Here is a 26,115-nt window from a genome sequence, read left to right as displayed (position 1 = left end):
GGGGACTAGGCCGGGACGGTGAAGGCGGAGATGTCGTCAGTGGTTTCGCCGGTGAGGGCCAGGTCGGCGAGAATGCGGCCGATGGTCGGGGTGAACTTGAAGGCGTGGCCGGAGCCCAGGGCGACGATGATGTCGGGATGGGTGGGTAAGGGGCTGAGGACGAATTCGCGGTCGGCGGTGAGGGCGTACTGACACGTCACCGTGCGCAGGGCCGTACCGCTGCCGGGGATCGTCGCCCCCATGAACGAAGACAGCTCCGCCAGGAGTGAAGCGGACGGGGAACCGGTCGCGGTCGTACGCCGCGGGATCGGCCGGCTTGAAGTAGGTGACCTGCTCCTGCATGGTCACGAGCGGTATCTCCGCGCCGAGCGGTGCAAGCAGTGCGTTCGTCCACGCGTCGGTCGCGAGGATCACCGTGCGCGCGCGGATGTCGCCGTTGACGACCACTCCGGACGCGTCCGGGCGCAACGAGACCACCGGCGTGTTGGCCCGCAGCTCGGTGCCGTGGGCCCGCGCCTGCATCTGCAGCACCGCGACCGTGCGCGAGGCGTGGACGATCGCGGTGTCGTCCGTCCAGATCGTCTCGACGCCGTCGGGCAGGCGGAACTGCGGCCAGCGCTCGTGCACCTCCGCGGGCGTGAGCTGCTCGAACGGCAGCCCGACCTCGCTCAGGCTCGTGACGAACGCACTGGCGGAGTACGGGCCGTCGACCGGCGCGAAGATCAGGCCGCCGGTGGTCGTGACCAGCTCCTCGCCGGAGACTTTCGAGAGGTCGGCCCAGTCCTCGTACGCCGACTGGGCGAGCCGCACGTACCGCGTCTCGCCGTACGAGGTCCGCAGGATCCGTGAGGTGTCGTGCGAGGCCCCACGCACGTGCCCCAGCTCGAACTGCTCGAACGCGACGACGTTCACGCCGCGCCGCGCGAGGTGGTAGGCGGCGGCGCTACCGAGGGCGCCGAGGCCGACAACGGCGACGTCGAAGCTCTGAGTCATGAGCAGAACGCTAGGCACCGGACGGCGCGGAGCCACTGTTGCCAGCTCCCGATCAGCGGGGGCGGTTTTGTGCCGCCGAACAACTACGCGGGCGGTTCGATGACGACCCGGTCGGAGAGCGGATAGCTGGAGCACAACAGCACACGACGTCCGGTCACGGCGCCGTCGGCGTCGCCGGACACGAGGTGCGCCTCGCAGGTGCGGCACGTACCGGCCCGGCAGTCGTACGGCAGGTCGAGGCCGTGCGATTCGGCCAGCTCGAGGAGCGTCTGTTCCTTGTCCGCCGACCAGTTGGCCTCGAGACTCCCGAAACGCACGACCGCGTCGGTACGTCGGCGAGGCCCGGACGGCACCACGGCTGCCGCCACGAAGTCCTCGGTGAACACGAGATCCGGGTTCGCGCCGAGCTCGATCAGGCCCTCGCGAACGTCAGCGGTGAAGGCAGGTGACCCGCAGACGTAGATGTCGCTCTCGAACCACGGGATGTCGGCGGGGCCGTCCGGAGTCGGCAAATAGTTGTCGCGCATCACGTCCACCACCGACGAAGCCGTCAACGGCGGGCCGTGGAAGTACCGCACGTGCAGGTCCTCGTGCGCCGCGAACACCTCGTCGAGGTACGCCCCGAAAGCGACCCGCTCCGCCCGCGTGCGGTACAGCAGCCACAGCGGCGGCACGAACCCGTTCCGAGCGAGATGCGCCTGCACCATCGCGATCATCGGGGTGATGCCGATCCCCGACGCCACGAGCACGACCGGCCGGAAGCTGCCTCGGTCGAGGTGGAACCGCCCGGCGGGCGCCCGCAGGTCGACTTCCGCGGCGGCCAGCAGCGCCGCACTCCCGGCCCCGCGCAGCTTCACCGTGATCCGGTAGTGGTCGCCGGTGTAGGCCGACAGGCTCCACGTGCGGACGACGTCGCCGATCCGGACGACGACGTGCTGGCCCGCGCGGAACCCGGGAAGCTCCCGGGAATCGACAGGGCGCAGCACGAACGAGTGAACATCCCGCGTCTCCGGCACGACCTCGTCGACAGTGAACCGGCGCCACCCCCGCCAGCCACCGCCCGCGGCGTCGCGGGCCAGGTTCGCCATCTTCAGGTCCAGCGTGCCGCGTACGCCGTCACTGAGGTGCTCGCACGCCAGCGCCCGGTCGATGACGTCCCGGTCCGCCTCCGTGATCTCGGTGCCCGAGTCGCACAGCCGCGACAGCTCCGCCACGGTGGGGGCATCACCATCCCGATCGAGCAACACGAGATCGTCACCGGGCCCCACCACCCCGGGCGAGATCACGCCGAAGTACGAGCCGGAGCGCCCCGACAGCCGGAACTCGCGCATGAACGTCTTCGGCCGCCCCAGCCGCCACGTGAGCTTCCAGCACGGGATCCGCGGGCCGGTCACCACGATGACCGCGGTGCCGATCAGGAACCGGTCCCCGACCCGCAACTCCGACTGATCCAGCACATCGAGCGTCAGGTTCTCGGCGAACAGCCCGTCCTCGGCGCGGGAATAGCCCCAGTACGCGTAACTTTCGCGGTCGATCGCGTACAGGTGGTTGGTGTGGACGGCGACCTCGTCACCGGCGGCCCCGCCGGCGGTGATGACCCACGGCGGCGCGACCGGCGACTTCAGGTACGCCGTCTGCACCTCTTCACCGTCGATCAGTTGCGTCTGCACCGTGCCGACGTTGAAGCCGAGGACCCTCACCGCAGGTACGTGAAGTCGCCGCCGACCACTGTCGCCAACACGGTGGGCTGCCGCAGTTCCGTCTCGGAGGACGACAGCAGGTCCCCGGCTACGACGGTCAGATCGGCCACCGCGCCGACCTCCACGGACGAGCGCCCGGCACAGGCCGCGGTGACCGCCACGTCGAGCGGCAACGCCTGCTCCGGGTGCCACGCCGGCCGCCCGTCGTCGCTGCGGTAGACGGCGTCGGCGATGGCCTGCCACGGGTTCAGCGGGCTGACCGGTGCGTCCGAGCCGAGTTCGAGCCTGGCCCCGGCGTCGTGCAGCGTCCGGTAGGCGAACGCGCGGTCGGTGCGTCCGGCCCACAGGCGGTCGGCGACGTCCCGGTCGGTCACCGCGTGCTGCGGCTGCACGGACGCGACGACGCCGAGAGCGCCGAACCGGGGTGCGTCTTCCGCCGTCACCAGCTGCGCGTGTTCGATCCGCCCGGTGCAGCCGATCCGTTCGAACGCGTCGAGCACGGCAGTGTTGGCGCGATCCCCGATCGCGTGGATCGCGGGCACCAACCCCGCCTCCCACGCCCTGCGCATCAACGCTTCGAGCTGGTCGGCCGGCACCAGGCACAGCCCATAGGAGTCGTCCGGGTAGGGGTCGCAGCACCAGGCCGTCCGCGTGTTGAGCGAACCGTCGCTGACGATCTTGTAGGGGCCCACCTGCACCCGGTCCGCACAGGCGTCACCGGTGCGCCTGCCGGATGCGATCGCCTCGTCCAGCCACGGCGTCCAGATCCCGGCGTGCACCCGGACCGGCGGAGCCGCACGGCGCTTCCACGCCACCAGGTTGTCGCTGAACTCCAGGTCGATCAGCGCGGTCAGTCCCAGTGCGGGCAACCCCGCGAGCGCCTCGGCGATCCAGCCGTCCACCTCCGAAGCTGGCGTGAGCTCGCTCAGCCGGTGGTTCGCCTCGATCGACTCCGTCTCGCGCAGCACCCCGGTCGGGTGGTCGGGGAGACCGACGAGCGCCAGCGCCGCACTGCTGAACCACGTCGTGTGCAGGTCGATACTGCGCACGACGACCGGAACGTCGCCCAGTTCGTCGTCCAGAAAGTGCTTGTGCGGTTGTTCTGCCCAGAGCGCGGGGACGATGTCCCGGCCGGAGACCCACTGATCGCCCGACGAACCGCGCAGCGCCCGGGCCGCTTCCGCCGGGCTCCGCACCGCGGACAAGTCGACGCTGCGCCGGTGGCGCACCCACTGCTCGACGTGCACGTGTCCGTCGACCAGGCCGGGCAGCACCGTCGCGTCGCCGAGCGCCACGACCTCGTCACCGTCCAGGCTGCCTGCCGGCCCGACCGCCGTCACGGTTCCGTCTTCTATTTCGACGTCGGACGCGGGGCCACCGAGGCCGAGGCGACCACCCCGCAGGACCACGCTCATCGGATGCCCCGCATCGCGAGGGCCAGAACGGGGTTGGCGTGCGGATCCATGGGGTCCTCCAAGCCGCGGAGCACACCCGCGACGTCGTCGGCGGGCTTGTCCTGGCTCAATTTCCGCTTGGTCTCGACCCGGCTCGGCACCAGCCGGAAGCCCGCGACGTACGGCGTGAGCTTCGCGGCGTACTCGGCGACCTGCTCGGTCAGGTAGGGGTGGGGGCGGCCGGATTCGAAGTGGTCCTGGGTTCGGGTCAGGACGTCGAGGGTCTGGTCGTGGTCGAGCACCGACGGGCGTCCGTACAGGTGGGCGACGACGAAGTTCCAGGTGGAGACGCTGGGGCCGTGCGCGTACCAGCCGGCGCTGACGTAGCCGTGGGGTCCGTGCACGACCAGCACCGTGTCCGACTGGCCCAGCTCGTGCTTCTCGGCGTCGGACGCGGACAGGTGACCCAGCAGCGTCAGCTCGTCGGCGGTGTGGTCGACGACGACCGGCAGGTGCGAGACGACCAGCCCCTCGCTGATCATCGTCACCCACGGGTGGGCCTCGACGAAACGCGCCAGCTCGGCGTCGTCCGCGGGCCACGCGTATTCGGCGCGCGTGTGCATACCGACGACGTTAGGCGCCGGGGTCCGTGCGTTCACTGTCGTCAGACACCGACCGGTGGGGCCCGTCTTGTGGGCGACGACAGGCGTTGCGCAGCTGGAGCCAGGTCACCAGCGTTTCGTCGCCCGCGCCGAGCTCGATGCCGAACCGCTCGGTCAGGCGGCGCACCCGGTAGCGGGCGGTGTTCTCGTGGACGTTGAGCGCCTGGGCGGTCGCGGTGATGTTGCCGGACGTGCCGAGGTAGGTCAGGAGGGTGGCCGCGTAGTCGGTGCCCTGGGTGGTGTCGTGGTCCAGTACCGCCCTGACCTGGGGGAGCAGCAGTGCTTCGTCGTCGTCCGGCAGTGCTGTCAGGACGAGCTCGCTGCGGACGTCGTCAAGGAGGGCCACGTCGCGGCCCGCTCGCAGCACCCGGTCGGCGAGCTGCCGTGATCGGCGCGCGCATTCGAGGCCGCTCACCTCGGGCCCGAAGCCGATCCGCAGCTCGACGCCCGCGGAGCGGCGGGCAGCCGTGGCGAGGTCCGCGCCGAGTTTCCGCAGCCGGTTCGTCGACGTCGGGCCGGGGAGCAACAGCACGAGGTCGCCGCCGTCGAGCACCGACGCGGCGCCCGCGTGCCAGTACTCGCCGTGCAGCGCGACCAGGTCGGCGACCTGGGCCGCGTGCAGGCCCGGCTGAGCGACGGGCCGGACGACCGCGACCACCAGGCTTGTCGTCACCGGGAGACCCAGCGCCGCGGCCGCCGCGGGGGCGTCGAGCGTGTCGGCGAGCAGGCCGCGCAGGGCCTCACCGCGCCGGGTGCGGTCCGGGTCGTGCGAGCCGCGGAGGCGCAACAGGTGCATCGCCGTGGTGCGCGCCGCGTCGAACAGCACCCGGTCGGCGTCGTCGACGAGCCGGGGACGGTCGCACAGCACGAAGATGACGCCCAGCACCTGGTGACCGGCGCGGACCGCGACGGCCAGCCGGTCGGCGTAGTCGGGGTGCGAGCTCTCGAAGAACACCGGGCCCGGCGCGGTGAGCACGGCCTGGTACTCCACGGCGTTCGTGGGCCGCTCGGGCGTCTGGCGGCCGAGGATCGCCCGGCGCCGGATGTCGTCGATGTCCTGGCCCGGCAGGTTGGAGTAGGCCATGATCCGGCCCGAGGTCTCTTCGATCGTGACCGGGCCGCCGAGCGACGCGGCGATCGCGTTGGCGAGGCTGAACAGGTCGCCGCTGGGCTCGTTCACCGTCGAGCCCGCGAGCCGGGCGGTGGTGATCAGCGCGTCGAGATGGCGCCAGGTCATCTCGTCGGGAGTGCAGAGCAGCGTGAGGCCGTGGTCGTCGGCGATCTCGTGCTTCCAGGCCTTGAGGACGACGGTGTGTCCGCCGGCGGCGGCGATCTGGCGGAGGCTCTCCTGCTGGCCGGCGTGGGCGCCGGTGAGGAACACGATGCTCTCGCCGACGTGGGGGAGCGGCTCACCCGGACCGTGGACCAGCGGTTCGCCGACCGGTTGGTCGAGCCGGTGGCCGGCGATCAGGCGCAGCGCGTGCGGGCCGAGGGCACCGAGGAGTTCCCGCAGGGTGATGGGTTCCGGCTGGGCGGGTGTCAGCACCGTCGTCGATCGCGCGTACACGTCCCCCGGGTCCATCGGCCCACTCTAATGAATGCCTTGCAGTTCATATGAACGAGCGGTAATACTTGGCGCGTGGACGGGTTCACGGTCATCGCGGAGCCGACCCGGCGGGCCATCGTCGATCGCCTGCGGGTCGCGGAGAGTGACGTCGGCGCGCTGGTCCGGGCGTTGGAGCTGTCGCAGTCGCTGGTCTCCAAGCACCTGCGGGTGCTGCGTGACGCCGGTGTCGTCGAGGCGCAGATCGTCGGGAAGCGCCGCGTGTACCGCCTCTCCGCGGACCCGCTGCCCGACGTGGTCGCCTGGGTGCAGCCGTATCTGCGGGTGTGGACCGCCAGCTTTGACCGGTTGGACGAAGCACTCGATGCGGAGGATTCCGATGGCACGTGACGAAGTCGTCTTTTCTGAAATCCACGGCCCTCTTGATGCGGTTGTGGAGCGCGACGAAACCCGCTGGACGCTCGTGCTGCGCCGGGCGTTCCGGCACGATGCGAAGCGGCTCTGGGAGATGCTCGTGGACCCCGCGCGGTTGCGGAAGTGGTCTCCGATCGTGCCCGACCGGCCCCTGACGTCGGTGGGCCCGGCGACCTGCCGCGAGAACCCGGACGACGCGCCGAACGACGCCGAGGTGCTGCTCGTCGATCCGCCGCACGTGCTCGTGCACCGCTGGGGCACCGACCTGATGCGTTGGACGGTCACGCCCTCCGATGACGGGTGCGTCCTCGAACTGCGGCAGACCTTCGACGACCGCTCGATGGCGCCCGCCTACGCGGCGGGCTGGCAGGTGTGCCTGGGTCGGCTCGCGGCCGAGGACGACACCGACCGCGAGCGGGTCACCGGGCCGCGGGCCCTGGACTACGGCTGGCCGGACCTCCGCGACTCCTACGAATCGGGTTGGTCATGATCATCGCGTGATCCTTGTTGCGGGCCCCGCGATGCTGGGGTGGGGACCGACGACGGAGGTGGACGACCGGTGACGGACGAACTCACTGTGGACGATCGGCTGACGCGGACGCTGGCTCGCGCCAGGGGCCTGACCGCTGGACCGGTCGGCACCGATCACCTGCTGTATGCGGTCGCCCACGACGAGCATGCCGGGGCGCTGCTGGACACGTTCGACGTCACGCCGATCGTCGTCGTGACGGTGGTGAAGACGGCCGGGCGGGTGACCAACGAGCCCGTCGATCCGGCACCGACGGACAGCCCGACGGTGCGGACCGCCGACGGTCGGCCCCTGCCGGTATCGGCCACGGCGGAGGCCGCGCTGCGGTCGGTCGCCGATTCCCAGGCCGCGGTGCGGTCGGCCGGTGACGGCTCCCGGGCCGCGGTGCGGTCGGTCGCCGACGACTCCCGGGTCGCGTTGCTCGCGGCGCTGCTGGAGGATCCCGCGTCCGAGGCGTGCGGGGTGCTCCGCAGCGCGGGAGTCGACGTCGACGCGGTGCGGGCTGCCGCACGGGCCGGCCACGCGGAGCGCGGTGAGGACCGGGTGCCGCCGGAGCTGCGCCCGGCCCGGGACGCGCTGCTCGGGCGGGTGCGCTACCGCGGCCGCGGGCTCAAGGACAAGCTGCTGTTCTCCGTCTTCGCGCGGGAGGTCAACCACGCGGCCCACCCCGTGATGTGGATCCGCGCGGAGGCCGACGAGCGGGCACGGCGGCAGAAACGCGCCACCCGCACCGACGACCTGCTCCTGGCGCTGCTGGTCACGCACGAGGTCGCGGCCGGATACCCGCACATGGCCGCCGGGGCCGCCGACGGGGAAGCCCCGGCCGCCGGGCGCTACGGCGGTGGCGACACGTTGCTCGCCCGCGGCATCGACCACCGCCGGGTTCGCGCGGTCACCCTGGACGACCGTCCGGACGAGGTACCGGCCGACAAGATCCTGAAGCCCGGCCCGGACTGGCCCGAAGACACCGGCGTGCTCCTCGAGCGCCTCACCGCCCACCCGGGTAACCGCTCCGCACGAATCCTCGCGGCCCTGGCTTGATTCCCGGCCCGCGCCAGAAGTGTCGTACCTCGACTGCGGAGACCGGCGGGAAGCCACGGCTGCGGCATCGCGGGCGTTGGATTGCGGAGCGCCGCGGGCGCAGCGAGTCGTGGCGCAGCTGGGGCGGACCGGAGTCGAGGCCGGCGAGATGGCTCAGCACGACGCGCCCTGGGAGTAACGCACCCTGGTACGTGGTCGGTGGGCGTCGGAGACTGGGCGGGTCTTCGAGTGAAAAGGAGTCGGTCATGACCGACATCGATGTCGTCGGTATGTGGGTCACCGCGGACGGGCACATCCGGCAAGAGCTCCGCGCGGACGGCCGGTACGACGAGGCGCGGGGGACCAAGGCCAGCGCCTACACGGGCCGCTACACGGTCACCGGCAGTCACCTCGATTACGTTGACGACACCGGTTTCACCGCGACCGGTGACGTCCGTGACGGAGTGCTGTACCACGAGCATCTGGTGCTCTACCGGGAGTAACTCAGCTGGGCTGCACACTAGACTTCGGAATCATGGTCCGTGCCACGCCGAGGGCGATCGCGACGCACGTGGCGTGGTCAGGGCAGTCGCTGCTGGTGTGGGCCGAGAGCGCCGACTCCCGGTCCGGAGTGGCGGAGCTGCCCGAACTCCTCGACACGCTCGAGCGAGCGGCCCCCGCAGCAGCAGAACTACTGCGAAAAGCCACCGAGGTCGACGCCGAACTCGCGCTGCCCACGGTGGGCCGCCGCCCGGTGCCCTCCCCGCAGATGCTCGCCCTGTCTCCGCGACCGGCGCGTTCCGGCGCGACGACACTCACCCCGTGGCGCGTTCCGGCGCTGTCGTTCGCGGCCGGCGCGGTCCTTCACCTCGTTCCTCAACTCGTCGCCGTGGCGTCGGAGTGCAGTGAGTTCTTGTTGTTCGGTGGTTCGTGGCGGTCGATGGCCAACCTGTGCGAGCTGGTCGACGACCTGGTCCGGCGCGGTCGGGTGCTGCCGACCCTGACGGTGGACGGGGCCGCCGAAGCGCGCTGGCGTCCGGTGCTGGTCGGCGCCGACGCCGCTCGGGCGCGGGAACTCGCGGCGATGCTCGCCCCTTCCGCCCGGGCGGCGATGGCCGGATCGAGTGCGACGGGTGTCGTCGGCGCCGCACTCGACGCGCTGACCGACGCCGCCGCGCGAAGCCGGCTGCCCGCGTTGCTGCCGCCGAGCCGCAGGCCGGTTCCGGTCGCCGAACGCTGGGTCGCGGCACTCACCGGCTCGCCGTCGTTCGCCGTCGCACCGGAGGACGGCGACGACCTCCGCGCCCTGACCGCGGGCCTGGCCACCTGGGAAGACGAGGTTGCCGCCCCGCGTCAGCTGCGGTTCCGGCTGATCGAGCCAACCGCCGACGGGACCGCCCCGTGGATCGTCGAAGCCGCATTGCAATCGCCCGAGGACCCCAGCCTGATCCTGCCCGCCGCCGCGATCTGGGCGGGGGAGACGCGCGGCTTCGCGCGGGGAGAGGAAGAGCTGCTGGCGGGGCTCGGCCGGGCCGCGCGCCTCTATCCGGAGCTGCGGGACGAACTGCGGAAGGCCGCGCCCTCGGCCGTCGAGACCGACGCGTCCGGCGCCCACCGGTTCGTCACCCGGACCGCCCCGTTGCTGCTGGCCGCCGGCTTCGGCGTCCAGCTGCCGGCCGGGCTGGGCCGCACCCGGCCGTCGCTGAAGCTGACGACGCGCGCCACCAGCAAGGTCGGTTCGGTCCGCACCGGCGGCTTCGGCCAAGACGACCTCGTCGACTTCCGGTTCGAGCTGGCGCTCGGCGACGACGTGCTCAGCGAGGACGAGCTGGCCGACCTGGCCCGTCTCAAGGCGCCCCTGGTGCGTCTGCGCGGCCGATGGGTGGAGCTCGACCAGGGTCACCTGCGGAAAGTACTCGCGGTCCTGGAACGGCGGGGCAGCGGAACGATGACGGCCGGCGAGGCCATGCGTCTGGCGATGTACGGCACCGACGCCGACGGCCACCCGGCCGCGGTCGGGGCCACCGATCTTCCGGTGACCCAGGTGGACGCCGACGGCTGGCTCGGCGACCTGCTCGCCGACGCGACCGAGCGGACACTCGAGCCGATCGAAACCCCGGCGGACTTCGCGGGCACCCTGCGCCCCTATCAGGAGCGCGGCGTGTCCTGGCTGGCCTTCCTCGGCACGCTCGGCTTCGGCGGCATCCTGGCCGACGACATGGGGCTGGGCAAGACCGTCCAGCTCCTCGCGCTGCTCCTCACCGAGCCCGGACCGACGCTGCTGATCTGCCCGATGTCGCTGGTGGGCAACTGGCAACGGGAAGCGCAGAAATTCGCGCCGAACCTGCGCGTCCACGTCCACCACGGCGGTGGCCGGCTCACCGGCTCCGAACTCCGGGACACTCTCGCCGCCTCCGACGTCGTCCTGACCACCTATGCGGTGGCCGCGCGGGATCAGGCGGACCTCGCGGCGGTCACCTGGCGGCGCGTGGTCTGCGACGAGGCACAGTTCATCAAGAACAGCGCGACGAAAGCCGCCCGGGCCGTGCGTGCACTGCCGGCCAGCAGCCGGATCGCGCTCACCGGAACGCCGGTGGAGAACCATCTCGGCGATCTGTGGTCGCTGTTCGACTTCACCAACCCCGGTCTGCTGGGGTCGGCCACCGGCTTCCGCACGGCGTTCGCCGTACCGATCGAACGGGAAGGCTCCGCGTCGGCCGCGGAAGCCTTGAAACGGGCTACCGGTCCCTTCATCCTGCGCCGCGTCAAGACCGACACATCGATCATCGACGATCTCCCTGACAAGCAGGAGATGGTCGTCTGGTGCAACCTGACCGCCGAACAGGCCACCCTCTACCAAGCCACTGTCGACGACATGCTGGACCGGATCGGGGGCAGCGACGGCATGGAGCGGCGCGGACTGGTGCTGGCGACCATGGCCAAGCTCAAGCAGATCTGCAATCACCCCGCCCACCTGCTCGGTGACCGGTCGGCGCTGGCGGGACGATCGGGCAAGCTGGCCCGCCTGGAGGAAATCCTGGGCGAGGCGGTCGCAGAGGGGGACAAGGCGCTCTGCTTCACTCAGTTCGCCGAGTTCGGCCGGATGCTCGAGCCCTATCTGGCGGCCCGGCTCACCGCGCCGGTGTCGTTCCTGCACGGGGGCGTCCCGAAGAAGGCGCGCGACGCCCTGGTGGAGAAGTTCCAGCGGACCGACGGCCCCGGAGTGCTCCTGCTGTCGCTGAAGGCCGGCGGTTCGGGTCTCAACCTGACCGCCGCCAACCACGTGATCCACTACGACCGGTGGTGGAACCCCGCGGTCGAGGACCAGGCCACCGACCGGGCGTTCCGGATCGGCCAGCGCAAGAACGTGCAGGTCCGCAAGTTCACCTGCGTCGGGACGCTCGAGGAGCGGATCGACGCGATGATCGCGGAAAAGCGCGCGCTGGCTGAGCGCATCGTGGGAACCGGCGAGGGGTGGCTGACGGAGTTGAGCGTCGGCGAGCTCCGCTCGTTGGTCGCCCTGTCCGCCGATGCGGTATCGGAGTAGCGGGATGGCTTTTGATCACTACGGCACTGGCCCGCTGCGCGTGTCCGGCGGGATCGCGGTGCGCAACAAGCGTGGGCAGATCGGCGAGGAGTGGTGGTCGCGCCGTTTCCTCGCGGTGTTGGAGGCGCTGAACCTCGGCGGTCGGCTGACGCGGGGGCGCACGTACGCCCGCCAGGGTCAGGTGCTGAGCCTCGCCATCGAGCCGGGGGTCGTCCGGGCGGACGTCCAGGGCAGCCGGACCACCCCCTACGCGGTGCGGCTGACCGTGCCCGCAGTGACCGAACCGCAGTGGGCGCAGGTGGAGGAGTCGCTCGCCGCCGCCGCGCTGTACCGGGCCGCGCTGCTTGCCGGGGAGCTGCCCCCCGAGATCGAGCAGGTCTTCGCCGACTGCGGGACGCCGCTGTTCCCGACGTCGGTGGGGATGAAATGCTCCTGCCCGGACTGGAGCGTGCCGTGCAAGCACGTCGCCGCGGTCTGCTACGTGCTCGCCGAAGCGTTCGACGACGATCCGTTCCTGGTGCTGGCGTGGCGGGGCCGCGATCAGGAGGCGCTGCTCGACGCGCTACGCCGCACGACGGTGGAGAACAGCGCGCCGAGCTGGTCCGCGGGGGTGGCCGACCGGCCGCTGGCGGACTGCGTCGACGCGTTCTGGGCGGCGGCCGACGAAACCCCGCCGCCGCGGAGCGCGGTACACCCCGGCGCCGGCGACGCCTTGGTGCGCACTTTGACGCCGCTGACCGCCACCGTGCGCGGCACGCCGCTCATGGACCTGCTCGGCACCGCATACACCATGCTGACCGCGGACCCGGAAGAGGACCGGCCGAGCGATCGCCGCCGGCCCGATACGGTCGGGTCATGACTCTTCCGCTCGCCGGGCTCCACGTCGTCGACCTGTGCACGTACGTGGCCGGGCCGTCCGCGTGCATGACGCTGGCGCAGCTCGGCGCCGACGTCGTGCGGATCGACCCGATCGGTGGCGCGACCGACACGCGGCGGCTGCCGCTTGCCCCGGGTGGGCGCAGCCTGTACTGGGCCGGGCTCAACCGGGGCAAGCGGTCGATCGAGGTCGACCTGCGCAGTGAGGGTGGCCGGGACGTCGTCCGGCGGTTGCTGGGTGTGCCGGGCGACGGGCACGGCATCCTGGTCACGAACGCGGTCGGGCAGTCGTGGTTGCGGCACTCCGAGCTGCTCGCGGTGCGGCCCGACCTGATCCAGGTCCAGATCGGCGGACGCTCGGACGGGCGTCCGGCGGTGGATTACACGGTCAACTGCGAGGTCGGGTTGCCGTGGGTGACCGGGCCGGTGGACGCCAGCTCTCCGGTGAACCACGTGCTGCCGGCGTGGGACCTGATCACGGGGGCGCACGCGGCGCTGTCGGTGGTGTCCGCGGAGCGGTTGCGACGGGCGACCGGTGCGCCGCAGTACGTCGAGATCAACCTGGCCGACGTGGCCGTGGCGACGATGGCGCAGCTGGGGTTCGTCGCGGACGTGGTGGTGAACGGGTCGCAGCGGTTGCGCGAGGGGAACTATCTGTACGGGTCGTACGGGTGTGACTTCGCTACCGCGGACTCGCGGCGGGTGATGGTGGTCGCGTTGACGAACCGGCACTGGAACAGCCTGATCACGTTGACCGGCACGGAGGACGTGCTGGCGGCGATGGAGAAGGCGATCGGGGTGACGTTCGCCGAGGAGGAGGCCCGGTACCGGTACCGGGACGTGATTTCGGCGTTGCTGCGGCCGTGGTTCGAGCAGCGGACGCATGCCGAGGTCGTGGCTTCGTTGGAGAAGGCGAAGGTGTTGTGGGGTGACTACCGGACGATCGAGGAGATGACCCGGTCGCGGGACGGGTTGCTCGCGGCGAGTGGGTTGTTCACCGAGGTCGACGATCCGGAGCTCGGGCGGTATCCGGTGCCGGCGCCGGTGGGGCGGCCTACCGGGTGGACGCCGCCCGCTCCCGGGCCCGCGCCGGCGGTGGGCGGGGACACCGGTGATGTGCTCGAGGATTGGCTCGGGCTGGGCCCGTCCGACGTCGCCGCCCTCGCCGAGGCAGGCGCGATCCGCTGACTGGTCAGGCGAAGAGGGCGTGGAAGCGCCAGTCGAGCACGGGGCGCCCGGCTGATGTGACTTCGCTACGGAGGGCGGCTATCCGGCCCCCCGTGGGGGCGGGCGACACGTCCTCGACAGTGATCACGCTGTGCACGGTGTCGCCCTCGTGGACCGGGCCGACGTGGTCGCAGCTCTCCCAGCCCAGCACGGTGACCAGGTCCGGGAGCGCCCGGCTGACCTGACTGAGCGCCAGCCCGATCGTGTGGCCGCCGTACACGAGCCGCTGCCCGCCGCCGGCCGCCGAATCGTGGTGCACCCGAGCGACGTTCAGCGTGAGCCGCGCCAACTCCGGCGCACTGCTCACCACATCCCCACCCACTACCTCGATACGCGCCCCGACCTCCAACGCCCGCCCAGAAGGCACCCGAGCCCGCCAAGCCCCCAGGTCCCACCCGGCAGCAGCCTGGCCCGCCGCGCCAGGCCCGCCCGCGCCTGAGCCCACAGCGCCGGGGCTGCCCGCGCCAGTGCCTCGCCCCGCGCTTCCCAGCGCGTCGAGGTCGTCGCGGTGATCCGTCTCCACGTCCGCACCCAACAGCACCATCGCGCAGCGGTAGAAGTCGAGAACCGACCGACCCTCCTGATCCACCGTCACGATCCGCAACGCCGCCAACCCCGTCGGCGGCCGTCCCTCGCGCCGGGTGTTCTGGCGCAACCCGGCCACCGTCGTCACGGTGTGCAACGTGTCGCCGATCGCCGGCAGCCGATGGAAGGCCAGGTTCCGGTAGAACAAATTCGCCCGCACGTGATGCGTCACGACCGTCGACTGCCCGATCGCCACGTCCCACACGAACGCCGGGTGCGCCAACGCCCCCCGCCCCGCCACCGCATCGGCCAGCTCGGTGTCCAGTGCGAGCCGCAGCCGATCACCCAGAATCGCCTGGTGCGTGGCAGCGCGCCCCGAACTCAACGTGTACGCCGGCGCGTCCGCGAACACCTGCCCGACGCTCAACTCGTCGAAATAAGGCCCTTCGGCACGCATGACGCTCCTTAGGTGCGACGCAACACCGACACGACCTTGCCGAGAATCACGGCTCGATCCCCGTCGATGTCGGAGTACGCGGGGTTGCGCGGTTCGAGGATCACGTGCCCGTTGCGACGCCGGAACACCTTCACGGTGGCTTCGTCGTCGATCATCGCCGCCACGATCTCGCCGTTGTACGCCTCCGGTTGCTGCTTGACGACGACCAGGTCCCCGTCGCAGATCGCGGCGTCGATCATCGAATCGCCGCGCACCCGCAGACCGAACAGCGTGCCCTTACCCACCAGGTCGCGGGGGAGCGACAGCACTTCGTCCGACGTCTCCTCGGCGAGGATCGGCGTGCCGGCAGCGATGTCCCCGAGCACGGGCACCCCGATGGTGCCCGGAGCGTCGACGGCAACCGGCTCCAAGAACATCCGAACGTCGATCGGGCGTGTGGCCCGGCCCCGTCGCAGGAACCCGAGGTCCTCCAAGTTCCGTAACTGCCGACTCACCGTCGACGTCGACGCCAACCCCAGCGCGTCGGCGATCTCGCGCGTCGACGGCGAGTAGCCGTTGCGCAGCGCCGACTCCTGGATGACCACGAGGATCTGACGCTGCCGTTCGCTCAACATCGACGTGTCGAGGTCCTCATCCATGTCCGCATCCTGCCTCAACGTGGAGACCGTGCGTTAATGAACGCCGTTCTGGGTAGTAGGGCCGCCACGCGACGGTGCGCCACCGGGAGGTCGCAGTGACCCAGAATGCCGTGAAGACCGACAACGACCGTCTTACCGGATCAGTGATCGTGGTAGCCCTGGTCTCGGCCATTTCGGGGCTGCTCTACGGCTACGACACCGGCATCATCTCCGGCGCGTTGCTCCAGATCGGCGACGACTTCGACATCGGCCACCTCTGGGAACAGGCGATCACCGCGTCGATCCTCGTCGGCGCCGTCATCGGTGCCCTCACCTGCAGCCGGTTGGCCGAGCGGCGCGGCCGTCACGGCACGCTGCTGCTCATCGGCATCATCTTCGTCGTCGGTGCGCTCGCGGCGTCGCTCTCGCCGGAGCCGATCAGCCTGTCGATCAGTCGCCTGATCCTGGGCTTCGCGGTCGGCGGCGCCACCCAGACCGCGCCCGTGTACGTCGCCGAGCTCGCCCCGTCCGCCTACCGGGGCCGCCTGGTGCTGTTCTTCCAGATCGCGATCGGCGTCGGCATCGTGATCGCGACGATCGTCGGCGCGGCGGAGGTCATCGACTGGCGCGTTTCGATCGGCATGGCCGCGATCCCGGCCGGTCTCATGTTCCTGCTGATGCTGCGGCTGCCGGAGAGCCCGCGCTGGCTCGCCCGCGAGGGCCAGGACGACAAGGCGCGCGAGGCGCTGGGCCGGGTTCGCCACCCCGACGCCGACCTGTCCGCCGAGTTCGGCGAGATCCAGGACAACGTCAAAGCCGAGCGGGAAGCCAGCACCCGCGGCTGGGCCGGGCTCAAGGCCGCGTGGGTGCGACCCGCGCTCGTCGTCGGGTGTGGACTCGCGATCTTCACCCAGCTGTCCGGCATCGAGATGATCGTGTACTACACGCCCACGATCCTCACCGACAACGGCTTCTCGGACTCCACCGCGCTGCGCGTCTCCGTCGCACTCGGTCTGACCTATCTGATCGCCCAGCTCATCGGCCTGGCCATCATCGACCGCGTCGGACGTCGTCGGCTGACGCTGTTGACTTTGCCGTTCGCCGCGCTCGCGCTGATCGTGCTCGGGTGGTTCTTCGTGTCCGGCAACGACGGCAAGTCGATGGTGCCGTGGATCGTCGCGACGCTCATCGCGTTCATGGCGTTCACCGCCGGTGGTATCCAGCTCATGGGCTGGCTGACCGGCTCGGAGATCTACCCGCTCGCCACGCGGGCGGCGGGTGCCGCGGCCCAGTCGGCGTCGCTGTGGGGCACCAACGTCATCATCACGCTGACGCTGCTCAGCATCATGAACGCGATCGGAACCGGCCAGACGTTCTGGCTGTACGCGCTGTTCAACGTCATCGCGTTCGTGTTCCTGTACCTCAAGATGCCGGAGCTGACCGGCCAGAGCCTCGAGCAGATCGAGGAGCATTTGGCCAACCGCAAGTTCACGCCCGCCGATTTCCGTTGATTCGCGTTGTTCACAGTGGAGCGGATCGAACCTCTAAGGTGTGCCGAACCGGTGCGTCACGGGGGCGCCCGGAGGTAGAGAGGGACGCGTATGTTCCGACGTGTCATCGCGGCGCTCGTGTTAGCGGCGGCTTCGGTACTTTTCCTCGGCAGTCCGGCGCAGGCCTTCCCGGCGACGGCGTGCGACCGCACTGCCGGGCCCGAGGGCAGGCCCGGGGAGGCCAAGGACTACCTGAGCCCGATCAACAACACGGTGTGGACGCACAACATGTACGGCTGCCAGTGGCTCGACAACGGCAATCGCTGGACGTTCTACAAGGGCACCGCGACGCTCCGGATGGTCAACGGTGACCTGGGCGTCTACAACAAGGCCGGCGTCCGGAAGTGGCACACGAACACCGCGGGTTCCGGAGCGACCCAGATGCTCTGGCAACAGGACGGCAACCTCGTGCTCTACACGTCCGGGTACGCGCGGGCGGTCTGGTCGAGCGGCACGTACAACAAGTGCAATCGGTACACCGAGTTCCCGATCCTGGCGACTCAGAGCGACAACAATCTCGTCATCTACTGCGGTATCGCGGGCACGAACGCGATCTGGGCGACGCACACCGCCGGTATCTGACGGCGCCCGCCCTAACTCCAGTCCGGCTTGCCGCCCGCGGCGGTCGACGTGATCTCCGGGCCGACGAGGAGGAATCGTGCCTCCCCGTCGGCCCGCGGGCAGTGCTCGACGCCCCGGGGGATGACCAGCAGGTCGCCGGGCGCGAGGTCGACGTCACCGTCGCGCAGCTGCACGGTGAGGCGGCCCTCCAGAAGGAGGAACGTCTCGTCCTGGTCGTCGTGGCTGTGCCAGTTCGTGGAGCCGGTGCCTTTGGCGACCTTGAACAGGTTGCCGTTGCCGGCGGCGAGCACGCGCTGTGACCAGAACTCGGTGAGTTGGTCGGCTTCGCTGCGAAGCGAGATCTTCTGGAGCATGGTCCGAATCCTGTCTCGTGGCGCGCGGCACCGACAGTGTTAGAAATGATTCATGTCGAAAGGATCCTGCGCGGTCGTGCTCGTCGTTGACGAGAATTCGAACCCGTTCGAGGTCGGGTGCGCGACCGAGATCTTCGGCATCAGCCGGCGTGAGTTGCTCGGCTTCGAGCCGTATCGGATGACGGTCGTGACGCCCCGGCCGGGGGTTCGGATGCGGGACGGGCTGTTCACGATCAGTGCGCAGGGGCGGCTGGCTGACATCGAGTCCGCGGACATGGTGATCGTCCCGAATCGTCCGGAGGTGGAGCTGCCGTCGAGGCCGGCGGTGCTCCGGGCGATCCGGCGGGCACACGAGCGGGGTGCGCGCCTGGTGGGGCTGTGCACCGGCGCGTTCACGCTCGCCGAGGCGGGGGTTCTCGACGGTCGGCGGGCGACAGTGCACTGGCAGCTCGCGTCGGAGTTCCGTCGGCGGTTCCCGTCCGTCCGGCTGGAACCGGACGTTCTCTTTGTCGACGACGGGGACGTGCTGACGTCGGCGGGCAGTGCGGCCGCCCTGGACCTGGGGCTGCACATCGTCCGCCGGGACTTCGGCGCGGAGGTGGCCAACCACGTCGCGCGCAGGCTCGTGTTCGCTGCGGTGCGGGACGGGGGACAGCGGCAGTTCGTCGAGCAGCCGTTGCCGCCGGCGACGGTGGATTCGTTGGCTCCGGTGTTGGAGTGGGCGTCGTCGAATCTGCACCGGAAGCTCACGGTGGACGAGTTGGCGCGGCGGGCGGGGCTCACGCCCGGCACGTTCCACCGGCGGTTCCGCCGGGAGGTGGGGAGCACGCCGGTCGAGTGGCTCACCGCGCAACGGGTCGAGCTGGCGTGTCGCTTGATCGAGCAGGGCGCCAGCGGGGTCGAATCGGTCGCCCACCACGCGGGCCTCGGCACGGGCGCCAACCTCCGTAACCTCTTCCGCCGCCACCTGGGCGTGAGCCCCACGGAGTACCGCAAGCGCTTCGCTCAACCTCGGACATCCGTCCAAGGTTGACGCTAGGGTGCGGCATGACCGTCACCGTCGCCACGATCGGCGTCCATGTCCTCGACACCCACGTCATCGGAATCCAGTCGATTCCCGAGGGCTCCGAGGGCCAACTCGTCGAGACGATCCGCCTCTCCCCGGCGGGCACCGCGGGCGGCACCGCGGTGGTACTGAGCCGCCTCGGCGCGACGGTGCGCTCCCAGGGCGCGGTCGGCGCCGACCCGCTCGGCGACGCGCTCCTCGCCGCACTGGGCCGCGAGGGCGTCGACACCACGGGGATCACCCGCACCGAGGCCGCGCAGACTTCGTCGTCCGTGATCCCGGTGCGGCCCAACGGCGACCGACCGGCCTGGCACTGCATCGGCGCCAACGGCGCGTTCACGCTCGACCTCCTCGACCGGGAAGCCCTGAACGGCTGCACCCACCTCCACCTGGGTGGCCCGGAGTTCCTCGGGGGAGAGGCCGCCGGTGAGCTGCTCGCCTCGGCGAAGGAGCGCGGGTTGACCACGTCGATCGACCTGCTCGCCCCCGGTGACCCGGGCATGCTCGAGTGGATCGCGCAGGCCCTGCCGCACACCGACTACTTCCTGCCCAACGACGAGCAGGTCCTCGGCTTCACCGGTGCGAAGGACCTGGTCAGCGGTTCTCGCGCCCTGATCGAGGCGGGTGCTGGGCTCGTCGCGACCACGCAGGGTAAGAAGGGCGCCCTCGTCGTGACCCGCGACGAGGTGATCGAGGTGCCGGCGTTCCGCATCGACGTCGTCGACACGACCGGCTGCGGCGACGCGTTCTCGGCCGGCTTCATCCTGGGCCGCGCCGAGGGCCGCTCGCTCGAGGAGTCCGCCCGGCTGGGGTGCGCAGCCGCGGCGCAGGTCGCGCAGGGCATCGGCACCGACGCCGGCTCCTACGACCTGGCGTCCGTCGACGCGTTCGCCGTGTCGACACCGACATGGTGACGAAGCGCTACACCAGAGGGGAGCTGCGCCGGACGCAGCTCCTCGACGCCGCCGTCGAGGTGATCGCCGACCACGGGCTCGAGGGCGTCACGCACCGCGCGGTCGCCGCGGCGGCCGGCGTGCCGCTCTCCACGACGTCGTACTTCTTCTCGTCGCTGGACGAGCTCATCGGCGCCGCCGTGACGCGCGTCGCCGACACCATCCTGGAGTCGGCCGACTTCCTGGCCGACGACGTCCCGCTCGACGAGACGATCGACCTGCTGGTGGAGGTGGTCACCGCCCCGACGGTGCTCGTGCAGTTCGAGGCGTACCTCGGGCGGACCCGCCGGCCCGACCTCGTCGAGCCGGTCACCCGCATCGTCGAGGCCTACGAGAGCGCAGCGACGACAGTGCTGCGCGCGTTGGGCGCGGCCGAACCGGGCAGGGCCGCGCGTCATCTCATCGCGCTGCTCGACGGCTTCGCGCTCCAGCGCATCGCCCATCCGCGTCCCGACGACCGCGACGTGCTCCGGGACGCGGTCCGGCTCTTCGCCGGGATGTACCTGCCTGCTCAGTGAGCCTTGCGACGCTTGGCGATCAACGTCATCACGACGACGATCAGCGCGCCGACGATCAGCCCGAGGATCGCGCTGAACACGGTGTTGACGAGCCAGCCGACGACCCCGCCGAGAGCGCCGGTGGCGTCGTGCGCGGCCTCCTCCATGTGGTGCACCGCGCCGTACAGGGCGTGCCAGCCGAGATCGTCGGTGCCGACCAGCAGGATGTGCCCGCCGACCCAGAGCATCGCCGCGGTGCCGATGATCGTCAGTGCGGTGAGCACGATCGGCATCGCCTTCACCAGTCCGCGACCGAGCGCGGCGACGGCGCCGGGGCCCGCGGCCAGCCGCAGCCCGGCGTCGTCCATCTTGACGATGAGCCCGACGGCGCCGTAGACGACGACGGTCATGATCAGCGCGACGACGGCCAGGATCGCCAGGCGGGACCAGAACGGCTCGTCGATGACCTCGTTCAGCGAGATGACCAGGATCTCGGCGGACAGGATCAGGTCCGTGCGCACCGCGCCGGAGATCAGGGCCTTCTCGTCCTTGGCGCCCTCTTCCTCCTGGTGGGCGCCGCGATGGGCGATCTTGTGCCACACCTTCTCCGCGCCCTCGTAGCAGAGGTACGCGCCGCCGATCATCAGGATCGGGGTGAGCAGCCCCGGCAGGAACTGGCTGAGCAGCAGCACCACCGGCAGGATGATCAGGAACTTGTTACGCAGCGAGCCGAGCGCGATGCGCTTGATGATCGGCAGTTCACGCTTGGCGGCGAGGCCCCGCACGTACTGCGGGGTGACGGCGGCATCGTCGACGACGACACCCGCCGCCTTGGTACTCGCCTTGGCCGCGGCCGCACCGATGTCATCGAGCGAGGCGGCAGCAGTGCGCGCCAACACCGCGACGTCGTCCAACAGAGCAACAAGTCCACCGGCCACGGGGTAGTCCTTCCAGGGCTAGACAGCGTCCGTGCTGGTCATTGTCGCAAGTCTTCCCGGAACCCCGGTTGGTTGCTGCGAGCATCGGTCGGATCCCGTCTCGAATAAGTGTAGGCTTATACGTCATGACGGTGGCGGACGTGATGGTGGAGCTGGCCGCACTCGAGGACCCGAAGATCCGCGAGGTGAACGAGAAACACGGCGACGACCACGCCGTGAACCTCGGCAAGCTGCGCGCGATCGCGAAGCGGCTGAAGACCCAGCAGGACCTCGCCCGCGAGCTCTGGCGGACCGGCGACAGCGCGGCGCGCCTCCTCGCGCTCCTGATCTGCCGTCCGAAAGCGTTCGAGCGCGACGAGCTCGACACGATGCTCCGCGAGTCGCGTACTCCCAAGGTGCACGACTGGCTCGTCAACTACGTCGTCAAGAAAAACGCTCATTCCGACGCCCTGCGCGTCGCGTGGTCGGCTGACCCCGACCCCGTGGTGGCCAGCGCCGGCTGGGCGCTGACCACCGAGCGCGTCGCGAAGAAGCCCGACGGCCTCGACCTCGTCGTTTTGCTCGACGAGATCGAGGCCGATCTGAAGGGCGCGCCGGACCGTCTGCAGTGGGCGATGAACCACTGCCTGGCCCAGATCGGGATCGAGCACGCGGAGCACCGCGCCCGGGCGCTCGACATCGGGGAGCGACTGCAGGTGCTCAAGGACTACCCGACGCCACCCGGCTGCACGTCGCCGTTCGCACCCGTCTGGATCAACGAGATCGTCAGCCGGCGCACCGAGCGTCAGCCGGCGGAGTCGTGAGGTTCACCAGGTAGTCCGCCACGTACGCGTTCACGCAGGCGTTCTTGCCGCCCGGCGCGATCGTGTGTCCCCAGCCGTCGACGGTGAGCAGGCTGCCGCCGAGCGTCTTCGCGAGGCTGATGCCACCCGAGTGCGGCGTGGTCGTGTCATTCGTGATCGAGACCGTCAGCGTCGGGGGCAGGCCCTCGACCCGCTCGGGGAACGGGGTCGTCGGCTTCGACTCGACCGGCCACGCCTCGCACGCGTCCCGGGCGCCCTCGGGGCCGTGACCGGGGTCGAGGAACGGTGCGGCCTCCCAAAGTCGCTTCCGCAGGTCGACGGCCTGCTCCGGCGTCAAGCGCTCGTTGTCCATGCAGTTGATCGCGAAACTGGCGTCGGGGAAGTTGCCGCCGGCGGCGCTCGCGGTGGCGAGCCGATCGATGACGGCGAGCATCGAGGCGGGGTCGCCCTGGGCGATGTCACCGACGGCCTTGGTGACGAACGGCCACGCCACCGGGTCGTACAGCGCGCTGATCACGAAGCCGGTGGCCGCGTTGAACGTCAGCTTGCGGCCGTCCGTTGCCGCCAGCGGCTTGGTGACCAGGGGCTGCATCGCGCTCTGGTACACCTCGAGCGCACGGTTCGGGTCCTGCCCGAGACCGCAGTTCGGCTTGCTCGCGCAGTCGGCGGCCATCCCGTCGAACGCTTTCTGGAACGCGGCGAAGCTTCCGACGCGCCGGTCGGCGAATCCGAGCTGCGGATCGACCGCGCCGTCGATGACCATCGCGCGGACGTTCTGCGGGAACTCGCGGGCGTACAGGGCGCCGATGCGGGTGCCGTAGCTTTGGCCTAGGAAGTTGAGCTTGTCCTGGCCTAGTGCGGCGCGCAGGACGTCCATGTCGCGGGCGACGTCACGCGACGCGAACGAGCCCACGACCTTCTCGCCACCGGACAGCTCCGTGCAGTGGTCGGCGAGGCGCTGGGTGTCGGCTGCCGTGCCCTTCGTGTCGGTCACGAGGAAGTCGATCGCGCCGTTCTCGTTGGCGAGGTCCTCGGGGGTGAAGCACTTGGCGGCCGGTTTCGTGGCGCCGATACCGCGGGGGTCGAAGCCGATCAGGTCGAAGCGTTCGGTGACCGGGCTCTTCGCGAGGTTCGTCGCCGTGATCGCCGCGAAGTTCATGCCGGTTCCACCCGGTCCGCCAGAGTTCAGCACCAGCGGGCCGAGGGACTTTCCCCGGGCGGGCACGCGCAGCATCGCGATCTGGGCGGTGTCGCCGTCGGGGTCGTCGTAGTCGAGCGGTACCTCGAGGCGCGCGCACTGGTAGGTCGTGCTGCTCGCGAACAGCTTCGTGTCGGCCGGGGTGGTGGCGTATCCGTCACACGCGGAGAACGTCAGCTTCTGGTCGTAGAACCGTTGTAAGGAGTCGTCGGTCTGCGAAGCGGTGGACGACGGTGAGCACGCCGCGAGCACGAGCACTCCGGCCGCCAGCGCCGCACTGAGTTCCGAGGGAGGCATGCCCACCCAGTGCCCTAGTCGGCTAGGCCGAAAACACTTCACTCCATAATGGGTGGATGAAGACGAGGCTGAGCTGTCCGTGCGGGGAATTCATCGAGGGTGTGGACGAGGACGATCTCGTCGCCAAGGCCCAGGCGCACCTCGCGGCCCAACACCCCGATCACGAGTACTCCCGCGACGAGATCCTCTTCATCGCGTACTGAACAGCTGGCGTTGGACGTCGCAGGTCGTGCGGAAGACCTCGACGAGGTCGGCGTCCTCTCCGGCCGCGGACCGAATGGCCCAGTCGTCGAGGGCTGCGGTCAGCGCGACGTTGAGGCTTTCCACCAGTAGCCTGGGATGCGAGCCGCCGATCTGATCCTGCCGCAATCGGCACTGTTCGGCGTCGAGGAGCAGCGACCGGTGCCGCAGGTTGGCGTCCTGCTCGCACAGGCACCGCACCCGCACCATCCGCTCCCGCGCCGCCGCCCCGAACGAGTCGAGCGCCGCCGCGGTCGCACCGGCCAGCTCGCCCAGCCCGACCGCGGCCGCGCCGCCGGGGTCGTCCGCGCGCGGAAACATGTGCTCGCTCACCGCGGCGTAGAAGTCTCGTTTGACGCCTAGGACGGCGTCTTCCTTGGTGGGGAAGTAGCGGAAGAACGTGCGCGGCGAAACGCCCGCCGCCGCCGCGATGTCGTCGACAGTGGTGTGTTCCGACCCGCGTTCGGCGAACAGCTCGAACGCGGCCGCCTCGATCTCGGCGGACGTGGCCAGCCGGCGGCGCTCCCGAAGACTGGTGATGTCAGTCACGGCCGACATGCTAGCGCGTGCCGATGTGGCAGTGACTGCCACTAAGCTGTGCTTCGAGCAACAATCATTGGAGCGCATCGGTGGCCATCGCAGCCGAACCCACGACGACCACCTCGATCGAACGATCGCTGAGCCCCGCCGACCGCACCCTCATCGGCCTGCTGGTCATCTCGACGTTCGTCGTCATCTTCAACGAAACAGTCATGTCGCTGGCCTTACCGCGCCTGATGAGCGACCTGAACGTCTCCGCCGCCACCGGCCAGTGGCTCACCACGGGCTTCCTGCTCACGATGGCGGTCGTGATCCCCGCGACCGGCTTCATCATGGAGCGGTTCACCGTCCGGCAGGTGTTCGTCGCCGCGATGGGGCTCTTCAGCACCGGCACCCTGATCGCCGCCGTCGCACCCGGATTCGCCGTGCTGCTCGTCGGCCGGGTCGTGCAGGCCGCCGGCACCGGCGTGATGATCCCCTTGCTGATGACCACCGCGATGAGCCTGGTCGCGCCCAGCGCCCGGGGCCGGATCATGGGCGTCATCTCGATCGTCATCTCGGTCGCCCCGGCAATCGGACCGACAGTGTCCGGGCTGGTGCTCTCGCGGCTGAGTTGGCGCTGGCTGTTCCTCGTCGTACTGCCCATTGCGCTTCTCAGCCTGGCGCTGGGTGCATGGAAAGTACGTAATGTCACCACACCCCGGCGCGCGCACCTCGACGTCCTCTCGCTCCTGCTCTCCGCAGCCGGCTTCGGCGGCCTGATCTACGGCCTCTCGAGCCTCGGCGAAGGCAGCGGCCACGCCTCCCCATGGATCCCGGTGCTGGTCGGCGTCGTCGCACTCGCGTTGTTCGTCCGGCGTCAACGTGCCCTGCAGCATGGCCGCGGACCGCTCATGGACCTGCGCGTCTTCGCCCACCGCTCGTTCACGGTCTCGGTCCTCGTGATGATCGCCGGCTTCATGTCGCTGTTCGGCGCACTGATCCTGCTGCCGATCTACCTGCAGAGCGTCCACGGCATGAGCACGCTCGCGGCCGGTCTGCTCGTGCTCCCCGGTGGGCTCGCGATGGGCGCGCTCTCCCCGATCGTCGGGCGCCTCTACGACCGGTTCGGCCCGCGTCCGCTGGTCCTCCCCGGCACCGTCGTGCTCAGCGCAGCCCTCTGGCTGCTGGCTACCGCCGGTCCGTCGACGTCCACCGCTCTCGTCGTGCTCTTCCACGTGATGCTGACGTCAGCCCTCGCGCTGATGCTCACGCCGCTGATGACGTCAGCCCTGGCGGGCCTACCACCCTCCCGGTACGGGCACGGCAGCGCGGTCATCAGCACGTTGCAGCAGGTGGCCGGAGCGGCCGGTACCGCACTGTTCGTGACGGTGCTGTCGCGCACCACGGCGTCCGGGCTCGCCGACGGCGCGGACACGGTCACCGCGACCGCGGACGGTGTGCAGGCGGCGTTCGTCTGGGGCGGGGTCATCTCGCTGGCCGCGGTCGCCGCGTCGCTGCTGGTCCGCGGCGCTCCGGACGGCGGACGCGTTCCCGTGCACTGATCGATCCACTATGTACGGCGTTCGGTAGG

25 protein-coding genes and 1 pseudogene are annotated in these 26,115 nt (G+C 70.4%); 15 read left to right on the top strand and 11 right to left on the bottom strand.

The annotated features are described in order from the left end of the window. Nucleotides 1-5: 5 nt before the first annotated feature. The 5 genes and pseudogenes from ACGFY5_RS13800 to ACGFY5_RS13780 form a co-directional block, all read right to left on the bottom strand. A pseudogene (locus tag ACGFY5_RS13800) lies at nucleotides 6-993 on the bottom strand (FAD-dependent oxidoreductase). Nucleotides 994-1,076: 83 nt separating this feature from the next. Then, the gene (locus ACGFY5_RS13795) at nucleotides 1,077-2,693 is read right to left on the bottom strand and encodes an MOSC domain-containing protein (protein WP_392719945.1); all 1,617 of its coding nucleotides are present in this window, start codon (nucleotides 2,691-2,693) and stop codon (nucleotides 1,077-1,079) included. Further along, entirely contained in the window at nucleotides 2,690-4,108 is a 1,419-nt protein-coding gene (locus tag ACGFY5_RS13790) for an amidohydrolase (protein ID WP_392719944.1), read from the bottom strand. The genes ACGFY5_RS13795 and ACGFY5_RS13790 overlap by 4 nt, the downstream gene beginning before the upstream one ends. Beyond that, entirely contained in the window at nucleotides 4,105-4,710 is a 606-nt protein-coding gene (locus tag ACGFY5_RS13785; RefSeq protein WP_392719943.1) for an FMN-binding negative transcriptional regulator, read from the bottom strand. The genes ACGFY5_RS13790 and ACGFY5_RS13785 overlap by 4 nt, the downstream gene beginning before the upstream one ends. 10 nt (nucleotides 4,711-4,720) lie before the next feature. Beyond that, a complete protein-coding gene (locus ACGFY5_RS13780) occupies nucleotides 4,721-6,331 on the bottom strand; it encodes a PucR family transcriptional regulator (RefSeq protein WP_392719942.1) in 1,611 nt (536 codons plus the stop codon). Nucleotides 6,332-6,388: 57 nt separating this feature from the next. On the opposite strand from ACGFY5_RS13780, the gene ACGFY5_RS13775 reads away from it, so the two are divergent. The 7 genes from ACGFY5_RS13775 to ACGFY5_RS13745 all read left to right on the top strand — a co-directional run bounded on the left by ACGFY5_RS13775 (nucleotide 6,389) and on the right by ACGFY5_RS13745 (nucleotide 13,887). Continuing rightward, nucleotides 6,389-6,703, top strand: coding sequence for an ArsR/SmtB family transcription factor (locus ACGFY5_RS13775; protein WP_392719941.1), 315 nt, complete (start codon nucleotides 6,389-6,391; stop codon nucleotides 6,701-6,703). Further along, the gene (locus tag ACGFY5_RS13770; RefSeq protein WP_392719940.1) at nucleotides 6,693-7,217 is read left to right on the top strand and encodes an SRPBCC domain-containing protein; all 525 of its coding nucleotides are present in this window, start codon (nucleotides 6,693-6,695) and stop codon (nucleotides 7,215-7,217) included. The genes ACGFY5_RS13775 and ACGFY5_RS13770 overlap by 11 nt, the downstream gene beginning before the upstream one ends. Nucleotides 7,218-7,286: 69 nt before the next feature. Further along, on the top strand, nucleotides 7,287-8,297 hold the full coding sequence (locus ACGFY5_RS13765) for a Clp protease N-terminal domain-containing protein (RefSeq protein ID WP_392719939.1): 1,011 nt from the start codon (nucleotides 7,287-7,289) through the stop codon (nucleotides 8,295-8,297). A gap of 245 nt (nucleotides 8,298-8,542) precedes the next feature. Beyond that, the gene (locus tag ACGFY5_RS13760; RefSeq protein WP_392719937.1) at nucleotides 8,543-8,779 is read left to right on the top strand and encodes an Atu4866 domain-containing protein; all 237 of its coding nucleotides are present in this window, start codon (nucleotides 8,543-8,545) and stop codon (nucleotides 8,777-8,779) included. A 32-nt stretch (nucleotides 8,780-8,811) separates the two neighbouring features. Then, a complete protein-coding gene (locus ACGFY5_RS13755) occupies nucleotides 8,812-11,823 on the top strand; it encodes an SNF2-related protein (RefSeq protein WP_392719936.1) in 3,012 nt (1,003 codons plus the stop codon). A 4-nt stretch (nucleotides 11,824-11,827) separates the two neighbouring features. Further along, on the top strand, nucleotides 11,828-12,682 hold the full coding sequence (locus ACGFY5_RS13750; protein WP_392719935.1) for an SWIM zinc finger family protein: 855 nt from the start codon (nucleotides 11,828-11,830) through the stop codon (nucleotides 12,680-12,682). Beyond that, nucleotides 12,679-13,887 (top strand): CoA transferase, encoded by a 1,209-nt coding sequence (locus tag ACGFY5_RS13745; RefSeq protein ID WP_392719934.1) that lies wholly within the window; start codon nucleotides 12,679-12,681, stop codon nucleotides 13,885-13,887. Before ACGFY5_RS13750 ends, ACGFY5_RS13745 begins: the two co-directional genes overlap by 4 nt. Nucleotides 13,888-13,891: 4 nt before the next feature. Here ACGFY5_RS13745 and ACGFY5_RS13740 read toward each other — a convergent pair whose 3' ends face one another. Both ACGFY5_RS13740 and lexA read right to left on the bottom strand, forming a co-directional pair. Continuing rightward, a complete protein-coding gene (locus tag ACGFY5_RS13740) occupies nucleotides 13,892-14,908 on the bottom strand; it encodes a MaoC family dehydratase (RefSeq protein WP_392719933.1) in 1,017 nt (338 codons plus the stop codon). 8 nt (nucleotides 14,909-14,916) lie between these two features. Continuing rightward, nucleotides 14,917-15,546: a transcriptional repressor LexA gene (gene lexA / locus ACGFY5_RS13735; protein WP_392719932.1), complete on the bottom strand. Its 630-nt coding sequence runs from the start codon at nucleotides 15,544-15,546 to the stop codon at nucleotides 14,917-14,919. Between the two features lie 95 nt (nucleotides 15,547-15,641). Between lexA and ACGFY5_RS13730 the strand changes: the two genes are divergently transcribed. Beyond that, nucleotides 15,642-17,036: a sugar porter family MFS transporter gene (locus tag ACGFY5_RS13730; protein ID WP_392719931.1), complete on the top strand. Its 1,395-nt coding sequence runs from the start codon at nucleotides 15,642-15,644 to the stop codon at nucleotides 17,034-17,036. 90 nt (nucleotides 17,037-17,126) lie between these two features. Next, on the top strand, nucleotides 17,127-17,657 hold the full coding sequence (locus ACGFY5_RS13725) for a hypothetical protein (RefSeq protein ID WP_392719930.1): 531 nt from the start codon (nucleotides 17,127-17,129) through the stop codon (nucleotides 17,655-17,657). An 11-nt stretch (nucleotides 17,658-17,668) separates the two neighbouring features. Here ACGFY5_RS13725 and ACGFY5_RS13720 read toward each other — a convergent pair whose 3' ends face one another. Next, nucleotides 17,669-18,010 (bottom strand): cupin domain-containing protein, encoded by a 342-nt coding sequence (locus tag ACGFY5_RS13720; RefSeq protein ID WP_392719928.1) that lies wholly within the window; start codon nucleotides 18,008-18,010, stop codon nucleotides 17,669-17,671. 52 nt (nucleotides 18,011-18,062) lie between these two features. On the opposite strand from ACGFY5_RS13720, the gene ACGFY5_RS13715 reads away from it, so the two are divergent. From ACGFY5_RS13715 to ACGFY5_RS13705, 3 genes are read left to right on the top strand one after another with little or no spacing between them, the layout of a single operon-like run. Then, on the top strand, nucleotides 18,063-19,043 hold the full coding sequence (locus tag ACGFY5_RS13715) for a GlxA family transcriptional regulator (protein ID WP_392719927.1): 981 nt from the start codon (nucleotides 18,063-18,065) through the stop codon (nucleotides 19,041-19,043). 14 nt (nucleotides 19,044-19,057) lie between these two features. After that, the gene (locus ACGFY5_RS13710; protein WP_392719926.1) at nucleotides 19,058-19,990 is read left to right on the top strand and encodes a carbohydrate kinase family protein; all 933 of its coding nucleotides are present in this window, start codon (nucleotides 19,058-19,060) and stop codon (nucleotides 19,988-19,990) included. Continuing rightward, nucleotides 19,987-20,547 carry a TetR/AcrR family transcriptional regulator gene (locus ACGFY5_RS13705; RefSeq protein WP_392719925.1) on the top strand — a complete coding sequence of 187 codons (561 nt, stop codon included), beginning with the start codon at nucleotides 19,987-19,989 and terminating at the stop codon, nucleotides 20,545-20,547. Before ACGFY5_RS13710 ends, ACGFY5_RS13705 begins: the two co-directional genes overlap by 4 nt. Here the strand turns inward: ACGFY5_RS13705 and ACGFY5_RS13700 are convergent. Next, nucleotides 20,541-21,464, bottom strand: coding sequence for a DUF808 domain-containing protein (locus tag ACGFY5_RS13700; RefSeq protein WP_392719924.1), 924 nt, complete (start codon nucleotides 21,462-21,464; stop codon nucleotides 20,541-20,543). The two genes, ACGFY5_RS13705 and ACGFY5_RS13700, sit on opposite strands and share 7 nt — an antisense overlap. A 125-nt stretch (nucleotides 21,465-21,589) precedes the next feature. Here ACGFY5_RS13700 and ACGFY5_RS13695 point away from each other — a divergent pair, with 125 nt between their 5' ends. Continuing rightward, a complete protein-coding gene (locus ACGFY5_RS13695; protein ID WP_392719923.1) occupies nucleotides 21,590-22,267 on the top strand; it encodes a DNA alkylation repair protein in 678 nt (225 codons plus the stop codon). Here ACGFY5_RS13695 and ACGFY5_RS13690 read toward each other — a convergent pair. Further along, nucleotides 22,230-23,762, bottom strand: coding sequence for an alpha/beta hydrolase (locus ACGFY5_RS13690; RefSeq protein ID WP_392719922.1), 1,533 nt, complete (start codon nucleotides 23,760-23,762; stop codon nucleotides 22,230-22,232). The genes ACGFY5_RS13695 and ACGFY5_RS13690 overlap by 38 nt on opposite strands. A gap of 56 nt (nucleotides 23,763-23,818) precedes the next feature. Here ACGFY5_RS13690 and ACGFY5_RS13685 point away from each other — a divergent pair, with 56 nt between their 5' ends. Continuing rightward, nucleotides 23,819-23,965: a DUF1059 domain-containing protein gene (locus ACGFY5_RS13685; protein ID WP_392719921.1), complete on the top strand. Its 147-nt coding sequence runs from the start codon at nucleotides 23,819-23,821 to the stop codon at nucleotides 23,963-23,965. Here the strand turns inward: ACGFY5_RS13685 and ACGFY5_RS13680 are convergent. Then, nucleotides 23,952-24,551, bottom strand: coding sequence for a TetR family transcriptional regulator (locus ACGFY5_RS13680; protein ID WP_392719920.1), 600 nt, complete (start codon nucleotides 24,549-24,551; stop codon nucleotides 23,952-23,954). The two genes, ACGFY5_RS13685 and ACGFY5_RS13680, sit on opposite strands and share 14 nt — an antisense overlap. A gap of 80 nt (nucleotides 24,552-24,631) precedes the next feature. Between ACGFY5_RS13680 and ACGFY5_RS13675 the strand changes: the two genes are divergently transcribed. Beyond that, entirely contained in the window at nucleotides 24,632-26,086 is a 1,455-nt protein-coding gene (locus ACGFY5_RS13675) for an MDR family MFS transporter (RefSeq protein WP_392719919.1), read from the top strand. Nucleotides 26,087-26,115 lie beyond the last annotated feature (29 nt).

Origin of the sequence: Cryptosporangium sp. NPDC048952 (assembly GCF_043197895.1) — a bacterium.
In the GTDB taxonomy this organism is placed as follows: domain Bacteria; phylum Actinomycetota; class Actinomycetes; order Mycobacteriales; family Cryptosporangiaceae; genus Cryptosporangium.
The sequence above is the reverse complement of the archived record's forward strand: the minus strand, read 5'-3'. Positions and strand labels throughout refer to the sequence as shown.